Genomic DNA, 14,289 nt, shown 5'->3' on the forward strand with positions numbered 1-14,289 from the left:
CTCAACTCAGATCTTTGAACATGTACGTCGTGGGCTCCAGCCGATTTTCAAATGGGTTGCGACAATAGTCCGGAATCTCTCCGGCGATCTGAAATCCTAGGTTTTGATACAATATGCGCGATGGATCAGTGCTGCGTGTATCAAGCACCAGAAGTGTTCGACCCAACTGGATGGCGCGGTCCTGTAGCGCGGCCATCAAGTCGCGACCAATTCCACGGCGCCGGTCCACGGGGTGGACCAGTAACTTGGCTACATCGGCGCGGTGCGGTTGGTTGGGCATCGCTGCCGGTATCAACTGCACCGTTCCCAGAATTCGCCCGTTCTCACGGGCCACAAACAAGTCCAGCGCGCCGCTTTGCAGGTCGGGTCGCACGCGGTTCTGCCAATAGGCACCGGCCTGATCCGGCGTGAAGGGGTGGATGAAACCTATGCTGGCTCCATCTTGGACGCAGGCATGCAAGATGTCCGTCAAATCGGTCAGAGCCGCGTCAAAGCTGTTTTCGTTCAGACATGAAATCATAGCAGCACCAACAAATATCGGGCCCCTCGTGCAGCCGTAGTCTGAAAACGGGTAGGACCAGACAAATGATACCTCAGGCAATCACCGCCGTTCAGATCATGCGAGGTGCCGTCCACCGTTAGCGTAAGTGCACCGTCCAGCATGATCAGGTGGTGTTCTTGCCCGGGTTTAGGTGGCGAGTCATAAGCGATCACTGTGTCAGGCGGCAGATGCCCCTCAAGAACCTCTGCGCTTAGGCCAGTGGCTGGTGGAGAAACGGAGCGCCGCGTGAACCCGGTTTCGGGATCGCGCCATTCCGGTTGACGTTCAAAGGGCACACGCGGGTCGAAACTGTCTTCGACCATCATCAGCAGACGAGACATCGGCAGGCCATACGCGGCGCAAAGTCGACCGAGTGTTTCAGCGGTGGGGCTGACGTCGCCTTTTTCCATCCGGGACAGGGTGGCACGACTGATACCGCTTTGTTCGGTCAGTTGGTCCAACGACAATCCGCGACTTTGGCGTAGTTCCTTCAGGCGGTTGGCTAGGCGGTTTGAAAGATCATCTAGCATTGTTCAAATATGGGAATCATGTTCATTTATGGAATATTGTAGCAAAAAATCAGTGAAGACAATAAGAAAGGGCGCAGAATTTTCTGCGCCCTTTTCACTGCTCGGGTTTTTTCCGAATTAGTTCCAGCCAACCTCGTTAAAGATCTTCTGCGCTTCGGGAAGGTTCTTTGCGACCTCGGAGAGGTTCACCTCATCCGCCTTGAACTCACCCAAAGCCTTGACCGAGTCCACAAGTTCAACGCCTTCCACTGCCGGGAATTCGTCATTGCCTGACGAGAAATATTTCTGGGCCGAGTCGCTGGCCAGGTATTCTAGGAACAGGATCGCGTTTTCCTTGTTCGGTGCATTCGCGGCCACACCTGCGCCAGACAAGTTCATATGCGCGCCGGTGCTGTCCTGATTGGGGAAGACCCAGCCGATCGAGTCGATGTCAGCGGACACTCCCTTGACGTCTTTGCGGATGGCGCGGGCAAAGTAATAGGTGTTCGACACCGCGATATCGCACTCACCCGACACGATGCCGCGCAACTGGTCGGTGTCGCCGCCCTGAGGATCGCGCGCCATGTTGGCGACGATGCCCTCAGCCCAGGCTTTGGCTGCTTCGGATCCTTCATGGGTGATGATCGAGGCCAGCAAGGTCTGGTTGTAAGTGTTGCTGGAAGATCGGATGCAAATCTGACCTTTGTATTCCGGTTTGGCCAGGTCCGCGTAGGTCGCCGGAGGGTTGGTCACATTTTCTTTGTCGAAAAAGACAATGCGGCCGCGCTGTGAAAAGCCAAACCATTCGTTGTCGATGTCCTGTAGGTTGGCAGGGATGCGCTCTTCCAGAACCTCGCTGTCTACCGATTGCAGGATGCCTGCGTTCTTGGCCCGCGCCAGACGCGAGGTATCGACGGTCAGCAGGATGTCGGCTGGCGAGTTCGCACCCTCTGCTTCCATCCGGGCGATCAGTTCGTCGGCCTTGCCTTCGATACGGTTGATGGTGATGCCGGTCGCGTCTTCGAAATCACCGTACAGGTTTTCGTCGGTGTCATAGTGGCGCGAGGAATAGAGGTTCAGTTCCCCCTCGGCGACGGCGGAAGTTGCAATCATGGCCGTCAGGGCGGCGGCAACGCAGGTAGAGGATTTCAGCATCGTATCTCCCAACTTTGAAAGCTGTGGCAGTTTGTTTCTGATTAAAAAGGTCAATGAAACGATTCTGAGGGGGATGCAAGGAAATCCGACAGATTTAGTTGGTCAAATGGTCGCTGTCGCGAAGAACTGATCGCATTGAGAACGCGCGGAGCGGTTTTAATACGGCTGCTTAAATCCCGCAGCAGACAGTCATCTGCTGTTGGGATAGTGTTTTGGGGTAGACGATTGCTCCGAGCCCGAAGTGGCCCACAGCAATGAGCATTGCGACAAACTCCTTAGAACGCTTTTGTAAGACCCAAATTGAATAGAGTTTCATCGTAGCTAAATGCATCAATTCCGCTCTTTGTCCGATTGTATTCGGCTTCAACAAAAGGAACAAAACCGTTGGCAAAGATCAGGTCCCGTTTTTCAACGCGCACACCGCCTCCGCTTTGATCTTCATTAGGGTCACCAGTGAATAGTGGGTTAGAATTCTCAAACAACTTTCGAGCAAAATACACTCTTGGCTCCACAACAAGCCCTGCACCTACATCGAAGGACCCAAAAGCTTCTAGGCCAACCGTTTGATATGTATCGATATCGCGATCTGTGGATTTAGTTTCTCCGTATACAGAGAAGCCAACCGTACTTTTGCCGCCGATCGAACGGCGTACTCCCAAGCTCGCATTGATTGCGTGACCGCTAAAGGTATTATCAAACCTGTTTTCGATGCTGTAGCCTGCTAAAAAACCAAACACCGAATACGCTTCTAAGTTCCTACGCTCGAACGATGTTTCTACGCCAAGCCTGTCCTCGATGTGTTTGTCTGCGATGTAGCGCGTCGAAACGACGGGGCTAATGGCCGCCGTTGTGTTTGGGAAGACAAACCTAGCACCGCCGCGCAAGCCAAGAGTTACATCGCGGAATGCCTGATCATCTGCTAGATCGCCAAACGAAAATACTTCGCCAAATCCAATCACAGTTTTCCTGTCGTTCGACAGGCTATCAAAACCCTTCCGCCAAAGCACTGAACCAGAGAACCCCACACCATTACTGGTTTCGTCTGATCTATTGAGGGTTGCGGGTAGCGTTACACCGGAGAAATCCAAGTCGATTTCGTCGGTGTCATAGTTTCTGGTTGCTCCCAGCCGCTTGAAGCCCAGTTCAAGGTCCCACTCGAAGCCGCGTCTTGCATCGATGGCCCGAATAAATCCAAGCACTTTCTGTCGTACAGGTTCGGGGATGTCTCCAGATAGTACCTTAAAGAACTCAGATCGCGAACGGTTCCATTGTTCGCTGAGAAAGTATGCACGTGCAAGTTCGAGACGTACACGAGTAAGGCTCGGGTCGTGAGCAAGTATACTCTGGTAAATGGCAATGGCTTCACCGAAATTGCCATTTACCATCGCTTCCAGACCACTTTGGAACTGAGCTTCAATTTTGAGTTCGTCATCCACTGCGGCAATCGCCGGAGCGACCGAAACAGTCAGTATGACAACACACATTTTAATCAAACTAGCCAGTTTCATTGCGGCCTCCCGATTCAAGCGTGTTGACTAGCGTTTTCCGCCATAGGCGGCGCCATACTTGAACTCTGACCCATTGAAAGTGCCCGTAGTTCCCCACTCTCCACCGACTTCTTCGGCATTGGGACCGTAAAATCCGACTGAAGCAGTTCCGGATTGGGTTGCTGTTGAAATTGAACCAACGCCAAATCCGTCTTGGACATCGTTAATCGTTGTTGAGAAGTCCAGTTCACCAGCGGTTTCGGAAACACCAGTTGTTGGATCTGTGACCCATGTGTTTGAACTGGTCAGGGTGGCGGAGCTAAAGTCTGTTGACACCGATACTTGGCTGTCAGTTATTCCAGAAGCGCCATTGGCACTAGCAACAATTCCTACTGAGTTTCCTGTATATGTTGCAGAAGTTCCCGTAGGAATATTTGATTCTGGTGTGCGTTTGCCGAAAGACGCGGCGTTTGCCCAACCTGAGTTCCCGTTTGGAGTATTTACCCATGCTCCATAGCTTTGGTACTCATGCCCGTTTTGCGTCTCATCCGCGAAAACGGCAAAGCCAGTCCCGTCGGATTTCACAGCTAGGATAGAACCGTTGTAGAAATAGGAATATTCGTCATTTGCACCAAAGGAGAGGTTAGGTTGGCCTTCTTGCCTCAGTACTAGTTTTCCAGATCCACTCGAAGACGGCGTGATATCTGCAGAAGTGACTTCAAATTCTGTATTGCCAAAGTTCAAGGTACCATCGCCATTCACAGAAAATGGAATGACGCGTGCAACACCGGTCAGCCTTGTGGTCTTGTCAACTTTAAGTTTTGAAAACCCTTCAAAGGATAGAGGGTTGGACGGTGTGCCAGCTGCAGGTGTTGATGGTGAAGATGATCCACCACCACCGCCGCCACCACAAGCTGCGACGGACAAAAGAAGTGCGGGCACCATAGATATTCTAAGTAGCATGATTTTTCCATTCTTGACGAGGCAGCGGCACGGTTCGTGCTGCTGGATTTTTCTCGCTAAGAAATTGTGCCCTTTGATCGGCTTCAGCCTTTGAATATCGGTCAAAAGCTCGAGAATGTCGGTCAAATTGGCGAAGTTTTAGTGCTCAAGGATACCTCAATCAGCGACGGCCGACTGAAATCCTACGGGTCTTGTCGTAATTTTTGTGGGCAATCACCTGCTCATCCTCAACGAGGTTGAGAAAGTGAGGTAAAGCAATTCCAACTGTGCTTACAATTGCGTAATTCTTCACGTTCGCCACGTTGCTGACCCCGAGTACTTTTCACAGCTTTCATTAGGTCAAAGCCTAAGAGATCTGATCTCGGTATTCCGTGGGAGTTTTTCCCACCCACCGTTTGAACGCCGTACTGAAAGTGCTGGCATCAGCATACCCAAGCACATAGGCGACTTCTGTGGACTGCATATCGGTGTCTGCGAGCATCTTTTTTGCCATCGCTTCTCGATACCCCTCAACCACACTGAAAAATGTTGTGTTTTCAGCGGTCAATCGTCTAGCGAGAGTCCGAGTGCTCATGCCCATTTCTTTTGCTACATCTGCGTGAGTTTTTGTCGGGTCTGCTGCTATGCATTTTTCAACAGAGATTATTATGGACGGCTTCTTCGAGCGGAGAAGCTTCAGTTCCTCTTCAGCGAATTTCCTTAGTAACTTGTAGAGATTTCCGTCTGCACTGCGCAGCGGTATATCGAGATCACCTGTTTTGAACGTAATGCGGTTTTCATCGCATCCAAACTCGACCGCGCACCCGAAGAACATACGAAGCGGTTTCGTGTTTGATTTACGGTAATGTCTGAACTCTACTCTCTGCGGCCTAATCTCGCGATTTGTGAGGCGGCGCAACACGTCAATTAATCCCGCTCCGCCAAACTCAACATACTGTCGGCGCACTGTGCTCCTCGGCACTTGAAAATGCCATTCAACAACGCCCATGTCGTCCAGTCTATCAACGTTGATGACTATGGCATCACTCGAAATGCGTTGGTAGCGGGCGAGATTGTGCAACAGTGTCCGTACGGTGGGTGAAGATGTTCCAGTGTAAGCAATCAGCCCACCGCGCGAATAGTCACTACCTTGGCCATGTTTGAAACCGATAAGGTTGTCGTTCGTCAATTCTTCCGCACGCTCAAACAGCTGTGCCAAATCATCGAACTTTATGCGAGGTGCGTCACCATCGAGTTGACGTAAATTGATGCCAGTGTTTCCGACAATCTGCTGGTCTGAAAGGCCTTGCTTTCGAAGGGCTTCTACCAGTGTCTGCCCCCATGTGCCTATGTGTGTCGATGCCATGGCAGAAATTCCAAAAGACTTTAAGCCTAGGTGTCAAGAACTCGTGAGTGAGAATGCATTTGTGTGCGCTTTGGACCAGACTGCTTCGCCAGTCTTAGTTTTGGCGAAGTCCACTCGCAGACTTCCAAGGGCTTCGGTTCGTCTAGCGGCGACTATGTCCGGCTTTTTAGCCCGTTCAGCCATATTTGTATTTTGCGCGTGCCGCGAATGGCAGGTTCAACGGGTTGCAGTGCAGCGTCGCAGGGTGTGTTGAATGACAACTTTGGGCCGAACAGATACAGACCGAAGACAGATCGCTTTCTTCTGCATGCCCAAAACTTCCAAGATGACTACTGATTTACTTGATTGTCAGAGGCGAAGCTTAGCCCTGAGTTACCTTTGTTAAGAGTAGGTTAACATTTTTTAATGCGGTGTTTGATGCCTTGTACGATGGCCACCCACGGGCCACCTAACAGAACGACACATTTGCCAAATGAAGAGGCGATGAAAATGAAAAAGATAATGTTAACAAGCATTCTTGGTGGTTCATTGCTCTTGGCTGCATGCGGAGCACCAACAACGCCAACGCAGGCGCAGGTACAGCATGATGCGCGGTGTGCTGCCGGAATTCTGGGTGGTGCAGCCCTAGGTGGCGTTGTCGGGAACCGGTTCGGTGGCGGAACAGGCAAGACCCTTTCTACGGCCGCCGGGGCCGGCCTTGGGATGTATGCAGGTCAATCAGCCTGTCACTGACGGTATTTAGTCGACGACTTAGTTAGTGCACTGAAAGTTCTTCAACTCTAAATTTCCGTACCTGCAGCGAATGACCTTTGTGACGGTCTTCAGTGCGGAACCTAGTTCGATCACTGAATGTCTACATTGGGTCGTCCTCTCGGACGGCCCTTCAACCTAGTTTTCAATGGCTTCGGTGATAGCCAAGGCATCCTCGAATTCTACACTTGGATATCCGACGGGGCTGTCCATCTTGGTGTGGCCAAGACGAATGTGAATAGCTCGAAGGTTTCCGGTCTTCTTGTAAAATTGACTCACCCTGGCTCGCCTCATTGAAAGGGAGCCATAGGCGCTCGCCTCGATACCAATCGACGTGACTCAAGCGCGGACAATCCGTGCGTATTGGTGTGCCGAGATGTGCAGTCGTTCATGAGCTCGACCCAATCACAAGTACTCGGAACCGACCGTCAGTTCGTCTTCCATCCATGTCTCAACAGGGGCTCGCGAGCCTTCGGATACCTCACAGGATTGGTTTCTGCGTCTTGGTCTAAAGGACCGAAGCCCGTTCCTTGATTTGACAAGCTGCCATGACATTAACGCTCTTCATCTTCACTAGATCGCAGACCCGCATCTTGCTGTCGATTGCCATTTAGAACAGTTCGAAGTAGCGAAGGCTCTGGGTCAATTTAAGTCGCACTCGGATTGCCCAGACATGCTTTGGTTTCAGGGGTTGTTTCTGGCCGACGATCCAGCCCTTGTTCCAAGCGGGGTCGAGAACACGAATGGCAGTTAAACTTGTGTGTTCCAGAACTGATCCTCCGATCCGCCATGCCTTCCCAGAACGACAATCCGACGTTGACCGGAGCGTCCTATCACAAAATGCTGCTCTACATCCGAGATCCGCAAAGAGCCCAAAGCTGACCTTCTTAGATCCAAAGTTACTAAGCTTGCTGCGACACCTGTCTGCTTTCGTCTAGTCAGTGCCTTGCGCCTTATGTTGCCGCCTTCGGATTTTCCCCGGAGGCACGCTAAAAACCCGTTTGAATGCTTTGCTGAAGGAAGGTTCAGATAGATATCCTACGTCCGCGACGATCTGCGAAATCGGTTGATCGGTTGCAATTAATCTTTCCCGTGCCAGATGCATCCGCCAAGTCGCAAGGTATTGGATTGCGGGAACACCGACGAGCTCTGTAAACCGTGCGGAGAATGCCGATCTGGACATACCTGCAACCTGTGCAAGGGATTCAACTGTCCAGTTTGCTGCGGGCGCGCGATGAATGGCTACAATGGTGCGGCCAATCTGTTGGTCCCTGGCGGCTTTGAGCCAACCGCGATTGGCGCCAGGCGCGCTGTTCAGCCATCGGCGAATGGCTTCGATAACAACCACATCGGCCAAGCGTGTAATTACTGTTTCGCCGCCCGGTCGCAATTCACGCGCCTCTCTTGCAATGAATTGCAAAGTTGCTTGTAGCCAGCTCCCGGCGTCCTCTTCCCACGGATCGATCTTGAGTACGTCGGGAAGCAAGGCCATCAACATGCCGCTGGCCGCGTGATCTATCCTGACAAGCCCGTACATGATTCCGGTTTCGGCGCCACCCCCGCCATACTCCAATGTTTCATAGAGCTCGGTCACCTTGCGTATAGGCAGTTCTTCCAGTTTCAGAAGTGGGGTGCCTTCTGAGCTGGAAAAACCAACAGGAGCGCCATTTGTCATCAGAACCAAGTCGCCTTTTTCGACTTCAAACGGTGCATCTTCTCCGACCCTTATTACGCAACGCCCGTGCGTGATGACGGCAAAGCTCAGTATTTCGGGGAAGCCAGGTATAGAAACGCCCCACGGCGCAGACATGCGCGACTGGCAGTAGAATGTGCCTGTCAGTTTCAGAAGATGAAGAATTTCCCCAAGCGGATCGCCAATTGGCTGCGCCAGAGCATCGGGGTCGGGAATATGTGGATTGATCTGGTTCACTGTTTCAGACTGTTCGAGATATCCCCAATTGTCCACATCAATTGGACGAATGGATAAGATAATAGGATATTAGAGAATTCATCATCCTTCGTATTTTCCTATTTACGGGTCATTGTCTGATTTTACGGAGATGACCGATGACACAGCAAACCATTCTCGTGCTTGGCGCAACAGGTAAAACAGGTTCACGTATCGTGACGCGCCTGGAAGACAAAGGCCATGCAGTTCGGCGCGGATCGCGGAATAGCCAAACGCCATTTGACTGGGAAAAGCCAGAGACGTGGCCTGCAATTTTGGATGGTGTTTCTGCTGCCTACATTTCTTATTTTCCGGACATTGCTTTTCCGGGCGCGGTCGAGCAAGTCGCGGCCTTCACGACATTGGCCCGGGAAAAGGGATTGGAACGGCTCGTGCTGTTGACAGGGCGCGGAGAATTTCACGCCGAGCGTGCTGAAGAGGTTGTTCGGAACTCCGATGTGCCGTTTACCATCATCCGGGCTGCGTGGTTTGCGCAAAACTATTCTGAAGGTGCATTGCTAGGGCCGGTAATGGCTGGTGTGTTGCCCATGCCTGCTGGTGACGTACGTGAACCGATTATCGACGTGGAAGACATTGCCGACGTCGCTGTCGCCGCTTTGACCGAGGAAGGACACACTGGCGAGCTTTACGAAGTTACAGGTCCACGTCTTATGACTTTCGCTGACATGGCCACCGAGCTTTCAAATGCCATGGGCAGAACCGTGCAATACGTGCCGATTTCGTTCGAAGACTTCCATGCAGAGATCATGAATGCGAGCGGTGAAATGATCGCCGACGTGATTACCGACATTGCAAGGGAAACGCTTGATGGCCGCAATTCGAACGTTGCGGATGGTGTTCAACGCGCCTTAGGGCGAGCGCCGCGCGACTTTTCCGATTTTGCAAATGAAGCCGCAAAGTCCGGCGCTTGGACACAAGCTGCTTGAGTTGGTCTGACGATAAAGGAACACAATCATGACGTTTGACGTAAAACGCAGGCTTGTCCTTGGGTTGGCGGGTCTGATCGCAACTTCGATGGGGCTGATCATCACACTGGGCCCTCAGGCCTTTTACTCCAGCTACGGAATCGTTATTTCGCCGCAGCCGAACTTGATGAGTGAATTGCGCGCACCTGCTGCCAATCTGGCTGCACTTGGCCTCATCATCCTGTCGGGTGCGCTATACGAAAAGATGGCCCAGACAGCAGCTTGGCTTGGAGCTGCTGTGTTTTTCGCCTTTGCCGCGGGTCGTTTGATTAGTCTTGTGCTGGACGGGCGACCATCAGACAGCATTCTTTTTGCGCTGATCATAGAAGTGGTGCTTGGGCTTATGTGTTTGTGGATTGCGGGCAAAGGACGGCACGAGAAGGCAGGTATGCGCGTCACGTAGTCACGCAAACTCCGGAACTTAGTTGCAGTGAAATCTGTCCTTGAACTTTAGGCCATTCGCCGATGCCTTGCGGGTGGCCATCACACAAATGTGCTGCCACGAGGTACTGAATGCGCGGAGCTATTGATAGTGAGTTATGACGTTAAAACCTTCGTCGGGTGATGGTGGCATGAAATACCGCGCAATACGCCAATATTGAGCTTCCGTTGCTGCGAAGGCATGCGCGCCTTCTTTGTTGCGCTTGTGCAGACGTCCCAGACAGACCTCATCTGGTAAGTCCAAAAAGTGAAGTTGGTGCGCCGCAGTGGTGTCCTCCAGCAGGTCGCGCATCCAGGCTCTATTTTCAATTGTGTTTGCAGGAAAATCGAGAACGACTGAAACGCCGGCCTTCAGTAACGTAGTCACGTGCCGCCCCATGACCAGCCGCAGTTTCAAAGCGCAATTTACATAATCCTGCAGAGAGTTCATCTGGTCGCCAAACAGGGCGCTAAGCCATTCATCTTCTGAAATGAGCACGGCACCGTCTTTTTCCGCAAGTTCCGCTGCCAGACTTGATTTTCCAGAAGCGACTTTGCCGCATAGCAAGTGAAGTGTTGGAATAACCTCTGACATAGAGCACCCCCTCGGATTACCTGATGGTCCCTGTGCTGAGTTGGTCTGCCAGTTGATCAAACACCAACCTGATCCTTCGTGCAGTATGCAACTCGGAGTGCGTCGCCAGCCAAATCGGGAACTTAAACGGCTCGCGGTCAGGCAGGACGCGCTCCACGCCGGGTGTTAAGGCAGCCACGTCATCCGACATTACGCTGATGCCAAAACCTTGGCGCACCAACTCCCAGGATACAATCCCGCTTTGTGAGCCAATCCGGAAACTCTTTCGGGTGACCTTAATGCCCGCCGGATCGAGAAAACCAATCATCGTATCAATGTCGCCAAATCCAACAAAGTCCAGCTTAGCGAGTTCTTTTTCATTTTTGGGCCGTCCCACCTGATCAAGGTACGTAGGTGCCGCATAGAAATGTGCTGTCGCCTCGGCCACAAGCTTTGCTGTCAGATCTGGCTGCGTCGGGCGTACGTGTCGGATTGCGATATCTGCCTCACGTCGCTGTAGGTCTCGTAAGTCATTGGCCGCAACGACGTCGATCTCAAGTTGCGGTGCCGCAAACCTGATCTTTTTTAGTATGGGCGGCAGCTGATAGGCAGACATCACATCGGATGCGGTAATCCTGACTTGCCCTTCAACAGTTTGCGACTGGCTTGTCGCGGTAAGAGAAATCCTGTTCGCAACATCCGCCATTTCTTTGACATGCACCAAAAGCTCAGCGCCAGCGGTCGTCAAACTAAGCGACTTGCCAACTCGTTCAAACAGGGTGATCCCAAGCGCCGATTCCAGTGCAGCAACCTGACGACCGACAGTAGGCTGAGTTTGCTCGAGAACGCGCGCCGCTGCGGAAAACGAGCCTTCTTCTGCTGTAGCAAGAAAGGACCGGACCTGATTCCAGTCGAAATTGATGGCTTTCCAGTTCATGCATTTATGCATAACGCTTCTGAGAATTGTAGCAATTCCATAAATGAATGTTTGAAAATATAGAATGCGGCAACAATCTTGTTAGAGAGTAATGAAATGGCTGCTTTGTCCAAGGATGCTGCGTTCTGGAGCAAAATCTCGCGAAAGTATGCGGCAGACCCCATCCGGAACATGGAAGGGTATCTGAAAACACTCGAACGTACGAAGTCGTACCTGAAAGCGGAGGACAGCGTACTCGAAATCGGGTGCGGGACGGGGTCAACCGCGCTGTTGCTTGCGCCGAATGTCGCCCATATCACGGCCACGGATCTCGCTCCGGGCATGATCGAGATTGCTGAGGAGAAGCGCGCGAAGGAAAGATTGGAGAATGTCACTTTCAAGGTGGCCGAAGTCCTCGAGCACAGTCTTGACGAAGGTTCTTACGATGCGGTTCTGGCGCACAACTTGCTTCATCTCCTGCCCGATTTGGACAAAGCGCTCGAGCACATTTCTGCGCTGATAAAACCGGGTGGGCTTTTCATATCCAAAACCGTCTGCGCGCCTGAGAAAGGTGGCCTCAAGTACACGATGATCAGTCGGATCGCGATCCCGATCATGCAGGTTCTTGGGAAAGCCCCATTTGTGGATTTCGTGCCTATGTCCGTGCTTGATAGGAAAGTTGAGCGTGCAGGCTTCAAAGTTCTTTTTACTTCCGATCAAGCCTCAATACTCCCGAGTCGTTACATTGTTGCGCAAAAAACTTGAACCTGCCCTGCTTTCATCTTCGTTGCTGAAACGGTCATTGCATCGCAGAATCTAATGGCTGCCAGTATCGAATGTGCGATTGGTTTTTGAGTTTGTTTCCAGCTCATAAAAGCTACTGCGAGAGGTAGCCTTGTCCGCATATCAGGCGCTCGAAAAAATTCTGCGTGCGACCGCTTCGAGCCCAAAGCGGACAGATGGTAGGGCGGGCTTTGTCGGACTCGATGGCTCAGTGCCCGAGAGTGTTTTGTGTAAAATTGAATAAGCGAAAACTGCTTCGAGATTGCGGTTTGGTGTCAGCTTGTGCCAGTCAAAGCGTGCGAGACTAGTCACTACGGAAGCTGCGGTAAGAGCTTCTTTGCTTCTAACTATCAGAAATATGATGAGTTAGTTCATCTGGGCAGCAAGAAATTTACAAAAATGGATGAAATTTGTGAATAAGTTTACAAAATTTTATTTCAAATTCAGTAATTTGTTGTGAAATTTTCCTTCGGTTTCCCATTATTGATTTGCACATAAGTGCGCTTTCGTCTGCTGGAAGAGGAGCCAAACGACGAAAGAAAGGGAAATGGGAGGAATTAATGACCAATAAATCTGTCACACGCCGCGGCGTGTTGAAGTCTGGTGCCGTCGCAGGTACCGGTCTGGCCCTGCCTACGATCTTCACGGCTTCGTCGGCTGCTGCTTACACCAACGAACCTACCGGAGGGTCCGTAACCCTGGGCTTCAATGTTCCCCAGACTGGGCCGTATGCTGAAGAGGGAAATGACGAGTTGCTGGCGCAACAGCTGGCCGTCGAACACCTCAATGGTGAGGGAGATGGCGGTTGCTTGAATACCTTCACCTCTAAGGCTCTGAAAGGCAACGGTATCCTTGGTAAGAAGGTCGAGTTCGTCACAGGCGACACGCAGACCAAGTCAGACGCTGCGCGTGCATCCGCGAAGTCGATGATCGAAAAAGACGGTGCCATTATGATCAATGGCGGCTCGTCATCGGGCGTGGCCGTTGCGGTGCAGGGCCTGTGTCAAGAAGCAGGCGTGATATTCATGGCGGGTCTAACCCATGCCAACGACACGACTGGCAAGGACAAAAAGGCCAATGGTTTCCGCCATTTCTTCAACGCCTACATGTCGGGTGCTGCGCTCGCGCCGGTGCTGGCTGCCGAGATGGGCAATGAGCGCCGCGCTTATCACCTGACGGCTGACTACAACTGGGGTTGGACTCAGGAAGAGTCAATTGTTGCCTCAACCGAAGCCTTGGGATGGGAAACGGTCAACACTGTTAAAACGCCACTCGCGTCGACGGACTTCTCGTCCTATATCACCCCGGTTCTGAACTCGGGCGCGGACGTTCTGGTTCTGAACCATTACGGCGGCAACATGGTGAACTCGCTCACAAACGCCATTCAGTTTGGCTTGCTCGATAAGGTGGCCAACGGCAAAGACTTCAAGATTGTCGTTCCGCTGTACTCGGAACTGATGGCCGCTGGCGCAGGCGAGAACATCAAAGGCGTGCTGGGTTCGATGAACTGGAACTGGCAGCTGCAAGATGAGGGTACCAAGGCCTTTGTGAAGTCCTTTGGTGAGAAGTACGGCAAACCGCCGTCCAACTCTGCACAGACATGCTATGCGCAAGTTCTGCTTTACGCTGATGCCTGTGAGCGTGCTGGTACATTCAACCCGTGCGGCGTTGTAGAAGCTCTGGAAGACTTCGAGTTCGACGGTTTGGGCAATGGTCCGACCTGGTACCGCGGTGCGGATCACCAGTGCTTCAAGGACGTGTTGGTCGTTCGCGGTAACGAGAACCCGACCAACGCCTATGACACGCTGGAAATCGTCGAGATCACGCCACGCGCGCAGGTCGAATACGATCCCGAGCATCCGATGTTCGCCGGTGGCTCACTGGGTGAGTGTAACCCAGGCGCGTAAGTCCT

General features: G+C 52.1%; 15 protein-coding genes. 5 read left to right on the top strand and 10 right to left on the bottom strand.

Annotated elements, in window-relative coordinates:
* Window position 1 precedes the first annotated feature (1 nt).
* The 6 genes from ACR0EO_RS16765 to ACR0EO_RS16790 form a co-directional block, all read right to left on the bottom strand.
* Window positions 2-520 (bottom strand): N-acetyltransferase family protein, encoded by a 519-nt coding sequence (locus tag ACR0EO_RS16765; protein WP_480691695.1) that lies wholly within the window; start codon window positions 518-520, stop codon window positions 2-4.
* Window positions 517-1,071 (bottom strand): helix-turn-helix domain-containing protein, encoded by a 555-nt coding sequence (locus ACR0EO_RS16770; RefSeq protein ID WP_480691697.1) that lies wholly within the window; start codon window positions 1,069-1,071, stop codon window positions 517-519. The genes ACR0EO_RS16765 and ACR0EO_RS16770 overlap by 4 nt, the downstream gene beginning before the upstream one ends.
* 117 nt (window positions 1,072-1,188) lie before the next feature.
* Window positions 1,189-2,205 carry a Fe(3+) ABC transporter substrate-binding protein gene (locus tag ACR0EO_RS16775; RefSeq protein WP_480691699.1) on the bottom strand — a complete coding sequence of 339 codons (1,017 nt, stop codon included), beginning with the start codon at window positions 2,203-2,205 and terminating at the stop codon, window positions 1,189-1,191.
* Between the two features lie 275 nt (window positions 2,206-2,480).
* Window positions 2,481-3,713: a tetratricopeptide repeat protein gene (locus ACR0EO_RS16780; protein ID WP_480691701.1), complete on the bottom strand. Its 1,233-nt coding sequence runs from the start codon at window positions 3,711-3,713 to the stop codon at window positions 2,481-2,483.
* 27 nt (window positions 3,714-3,740) lie between these two features.
* Window positions 3,741-4,781 (bottom strand): transferrin-binding protein-like solute binding protein, encoded by a 1,041-nt coding sequence (locus ACR0EO_RS16785; protein WP_480691703.1) that lies wholly within the window; start codon window positions 4,779-4,781, stop codon window positions 3,741-3,743.
* Window positions 4,782-5,001: 220 nt separating this feature from the next.
* A complete protein-coding gene (locus tag ACR0EO_RS16790; protein WP_480691705.1) occupies window positions 5,002-6,000 on the bottom strand; it encodes an AraC family transcriptional regulator in 999 nt (332 codons plus the stop codon).
* A 489-nt stretch (window positions 6,001-6,489) separates the two neighbouring features.
* On the opposite strand from ACR0EO_RS16790, the gene ACR0EO_RS16795 reads away from it, so the two are divergent.
* Window positions 6,490-6,732: a glycine zipper 2TM domain-containing protein gene (locus tag ACR0EO_RS16795; protein WP_480691707.1), complete on the top strand. Its 243-nt coding sequence runs from the start codon at window positions 6,490-6,492 to the stop codon at window positions 6,730-6,732.
* A 156-nt stretch (window positions 6,733-6,888) separates the two neighbouring features.
* Here the strand turns inward: ACR0EO_RS16795 and ACR0EO_RS16800 are convergent, their stop codons facing one another.
* Both ACR0EO_RS16800 and ACR0EO_RS16805 read right to left on the bottom strand, forming a co-directional pair.
* Window positions 6,889-7,029 (bottom strand): hypothetical protein, encoded by a 141-nt coding sequence (locus ACR0EO_RS16800; protein ID WP_480691709.1) that lies wholly within the window; start codon window positions 7,027-7,029, stop codon window positions 6,889-6,891.
* A gap of 655 nt (window positions 7,030-7,684) precedes the next feature.
* Window positions 7,685-8,716 carry an AraC family transcriptional regulator gene (locus ACR0EO_RS16805; RefSeq protein WP_480691710.1) on the bottom strand — a complete coding sequence of 344 codons (1,032 nt, stop codon included), beginning with the start codon at window positions 8,714-8,716 and terminating at the stop codon, window positions 7,685-7,687.
* Between the two features lie 101 nt (window positions 8,717-8,817).
* Between ACR0EO_RS16805 and ACR0EO_RS16810 the strand changes: the two genes are divergently transcribed.
* Both ACR0EO_RS16810 and ACR0EO_RS16815 read left to right on the top strand, forming a co-directional pair.
* The gene (locus tag ACR0EO_RS16810; protein WP_480691711.1) at window positions 8,818-9,645 is read left to right on the top strand and encodes an SDR family oxidoreductase; all 828 of its coding nucleotides are present in this window, start codon (window positions 8,818-8,820) and stop codon (window positions 9,643-9,645) included.
* 28 nt (window positions 9,646-9,673) lie between these two features.
* A complete protein-coding gene (locus ACR0EO_RS16815) occupies window positions 9,674-10,087 on the top strand; it encodes a DUF4345 domain-containing protein (RefSeq protein ID WP_480691713.1) in 414 nt (137 codons plus the stop codon).
* Window positions 10,088-10,207: 120 nt separating this feature from the next.
* On the opposite strand, the gene ACR0EO_RS16820 is transcribed toward ACR0EO_RS16815, so the two are convergent.
* Both ACR0EO_RS16820 and ACR0EO_RS16825 read right to left on the bottom strand, forming a co-directional pair.
* Window positions 10,208-10,699, bottom strand: a complete 492-nt coding sequence (locus ACR0EO_RS16820) for a P-loop nucleotide/nucleoside kinase family protein (RefSeq protein WP_480691715.1) — start codon at window positions 10,697-10,699, stop codon at window positions 10,208-10,210.
* Window positions 10,700-10,715: 16 nt separating this feature from the next.
* Complete coding sequence (locus tag ACR0EO_RS16825; protein ID WP_480691717.1) at window positions 10,716-11,615, bottom strand: LysR family transcriptional regulator; 900 nt, start codon at window positions 11,613-11,615, stop codon at window positions 10,716-10,718.
* Between the two features lie 96 nt (window positions 11,616-11,711).
* On the opposite strand from ACR0EO_RS16825, the gene ACR0EO_RS16830 reads away from it, so the two are divergent.
* Together ACR0EO_RS16830 and ACR0EO_RS16835 are read left to right on the top strand one after the other, a co-directional pair.
* Window positions 11,712-12,359 carry a class I SAM-dependent methyltransferase gene (locus tag ACR0EO_RS16830; RefSeq protein ID WP_480691718.1) on the top strand — a complete coding sequence of 216 codons (648 nt, stop codon included), beginning with the start codon at window positions 11,712-11,714 and terminating at the stop codon, window positions 12,357-12,359.
* 578 nt (window positions 12,360-12,937) lie between these two features.
* Window positions 12,938-14,284, top strand: coding sequence for a substrate-binding protein (locus ACR0EO_RS16835; protein WP_155147997.1), 1,347 nt, complete (start codon window positions 12,938-12,940; stop codon window positions 14,282-14,284).
* The last annotated feature ends 5 nt before the right edge of the window (window positions 14,285-14,289 follow it).

Source organism: Ruegeria sp. BE9, from assembly GCF_056538765.1.

Coding starts and splice junctions, on each gene's coding strand:
- ACR0EO_RS16830 (WP_480691718.1), top strand. CDS start 11,712: ATGGCTGCTTTGTCCAAGGATGCTGCGTTCTGGAGCAAAATCTCGCGA.
- ACR0EO_RS16820 (WP_480691715.1), bottom strand. CDS start 10,699: ATGTCAGAGGTTATTCCAACACTTCACTTGCTATGCGGCAAAGTCGCT.
- ACR0EO_RS16765 (WP_480691695.1), bottom strand. CDS start 520: ATGATTTCATGTCTGAACGAAAACAGCTTTGACGCGGCTCTGACCGAT.
- ACR0EO_RS16815 (WP_480691713.1), top strand. CDS start 9,674: ATGACGTTTGACGTAAAACGCAGGCTTGTCCTTGGGTTGGCGGGTCTG.
- ACR0EO_RS16770 (WP_480691697.1), bottom strand. CDS start 1,071: ATGCTAGATGATCTTTCAAACCGCCTAGCCAACCGCCTGAAGGAACTA.
- ACR0EO_RS16795 (WP_480691707.1), top strand. CDS start 6,490: ATGAAAAAGATAATGTTAACAAGCATTCTTGGTGGTTCATTGCTCTTG.
- ACR0EO_RS16835 (WP_155147997.1), top strand. CDS start 12,938: ATGACCAATAAATCTGTCACACGCCGCGGCGTGTTGAAGTCTGGTGCC.
- ACR0EO_RS16825 (WP_480691717.1), bottom strand. CDS start 11,615: ATGAACTGGAAAGCCATCAATTTCGACTGGAATCAGGTCCGGTCCTTT.
- ACR0EO_RS16810 (WP_480691711.1), top strand. CDS start 8,818: ATGACACAGCAAACCATTCTCGTGCTTGGCGCAACAGGTAAAACAGGT.
- ACR0EO_RS16775 (WP_480691699.1), bottom strand. CDS start 2,205: ATGCTGAAATCCTCTACCTGCGTTGCCGCCGCCCTGACGGCCATGATT.
- ACR0EO_RS16790 (WP_480691705.1), bottom strand. CDS start 6,000: ATGGCATCGACACACATAGGCACATGGGGGCAGACACTGGTAGAAGCC.
- ACR0EO_RS16780 (WP_480691701.1), bottom strand. CDS start 3,713: ATGAAACTGGCTAGTTTGATTAAAATGTGTGTTGTCATACTGACTGTT.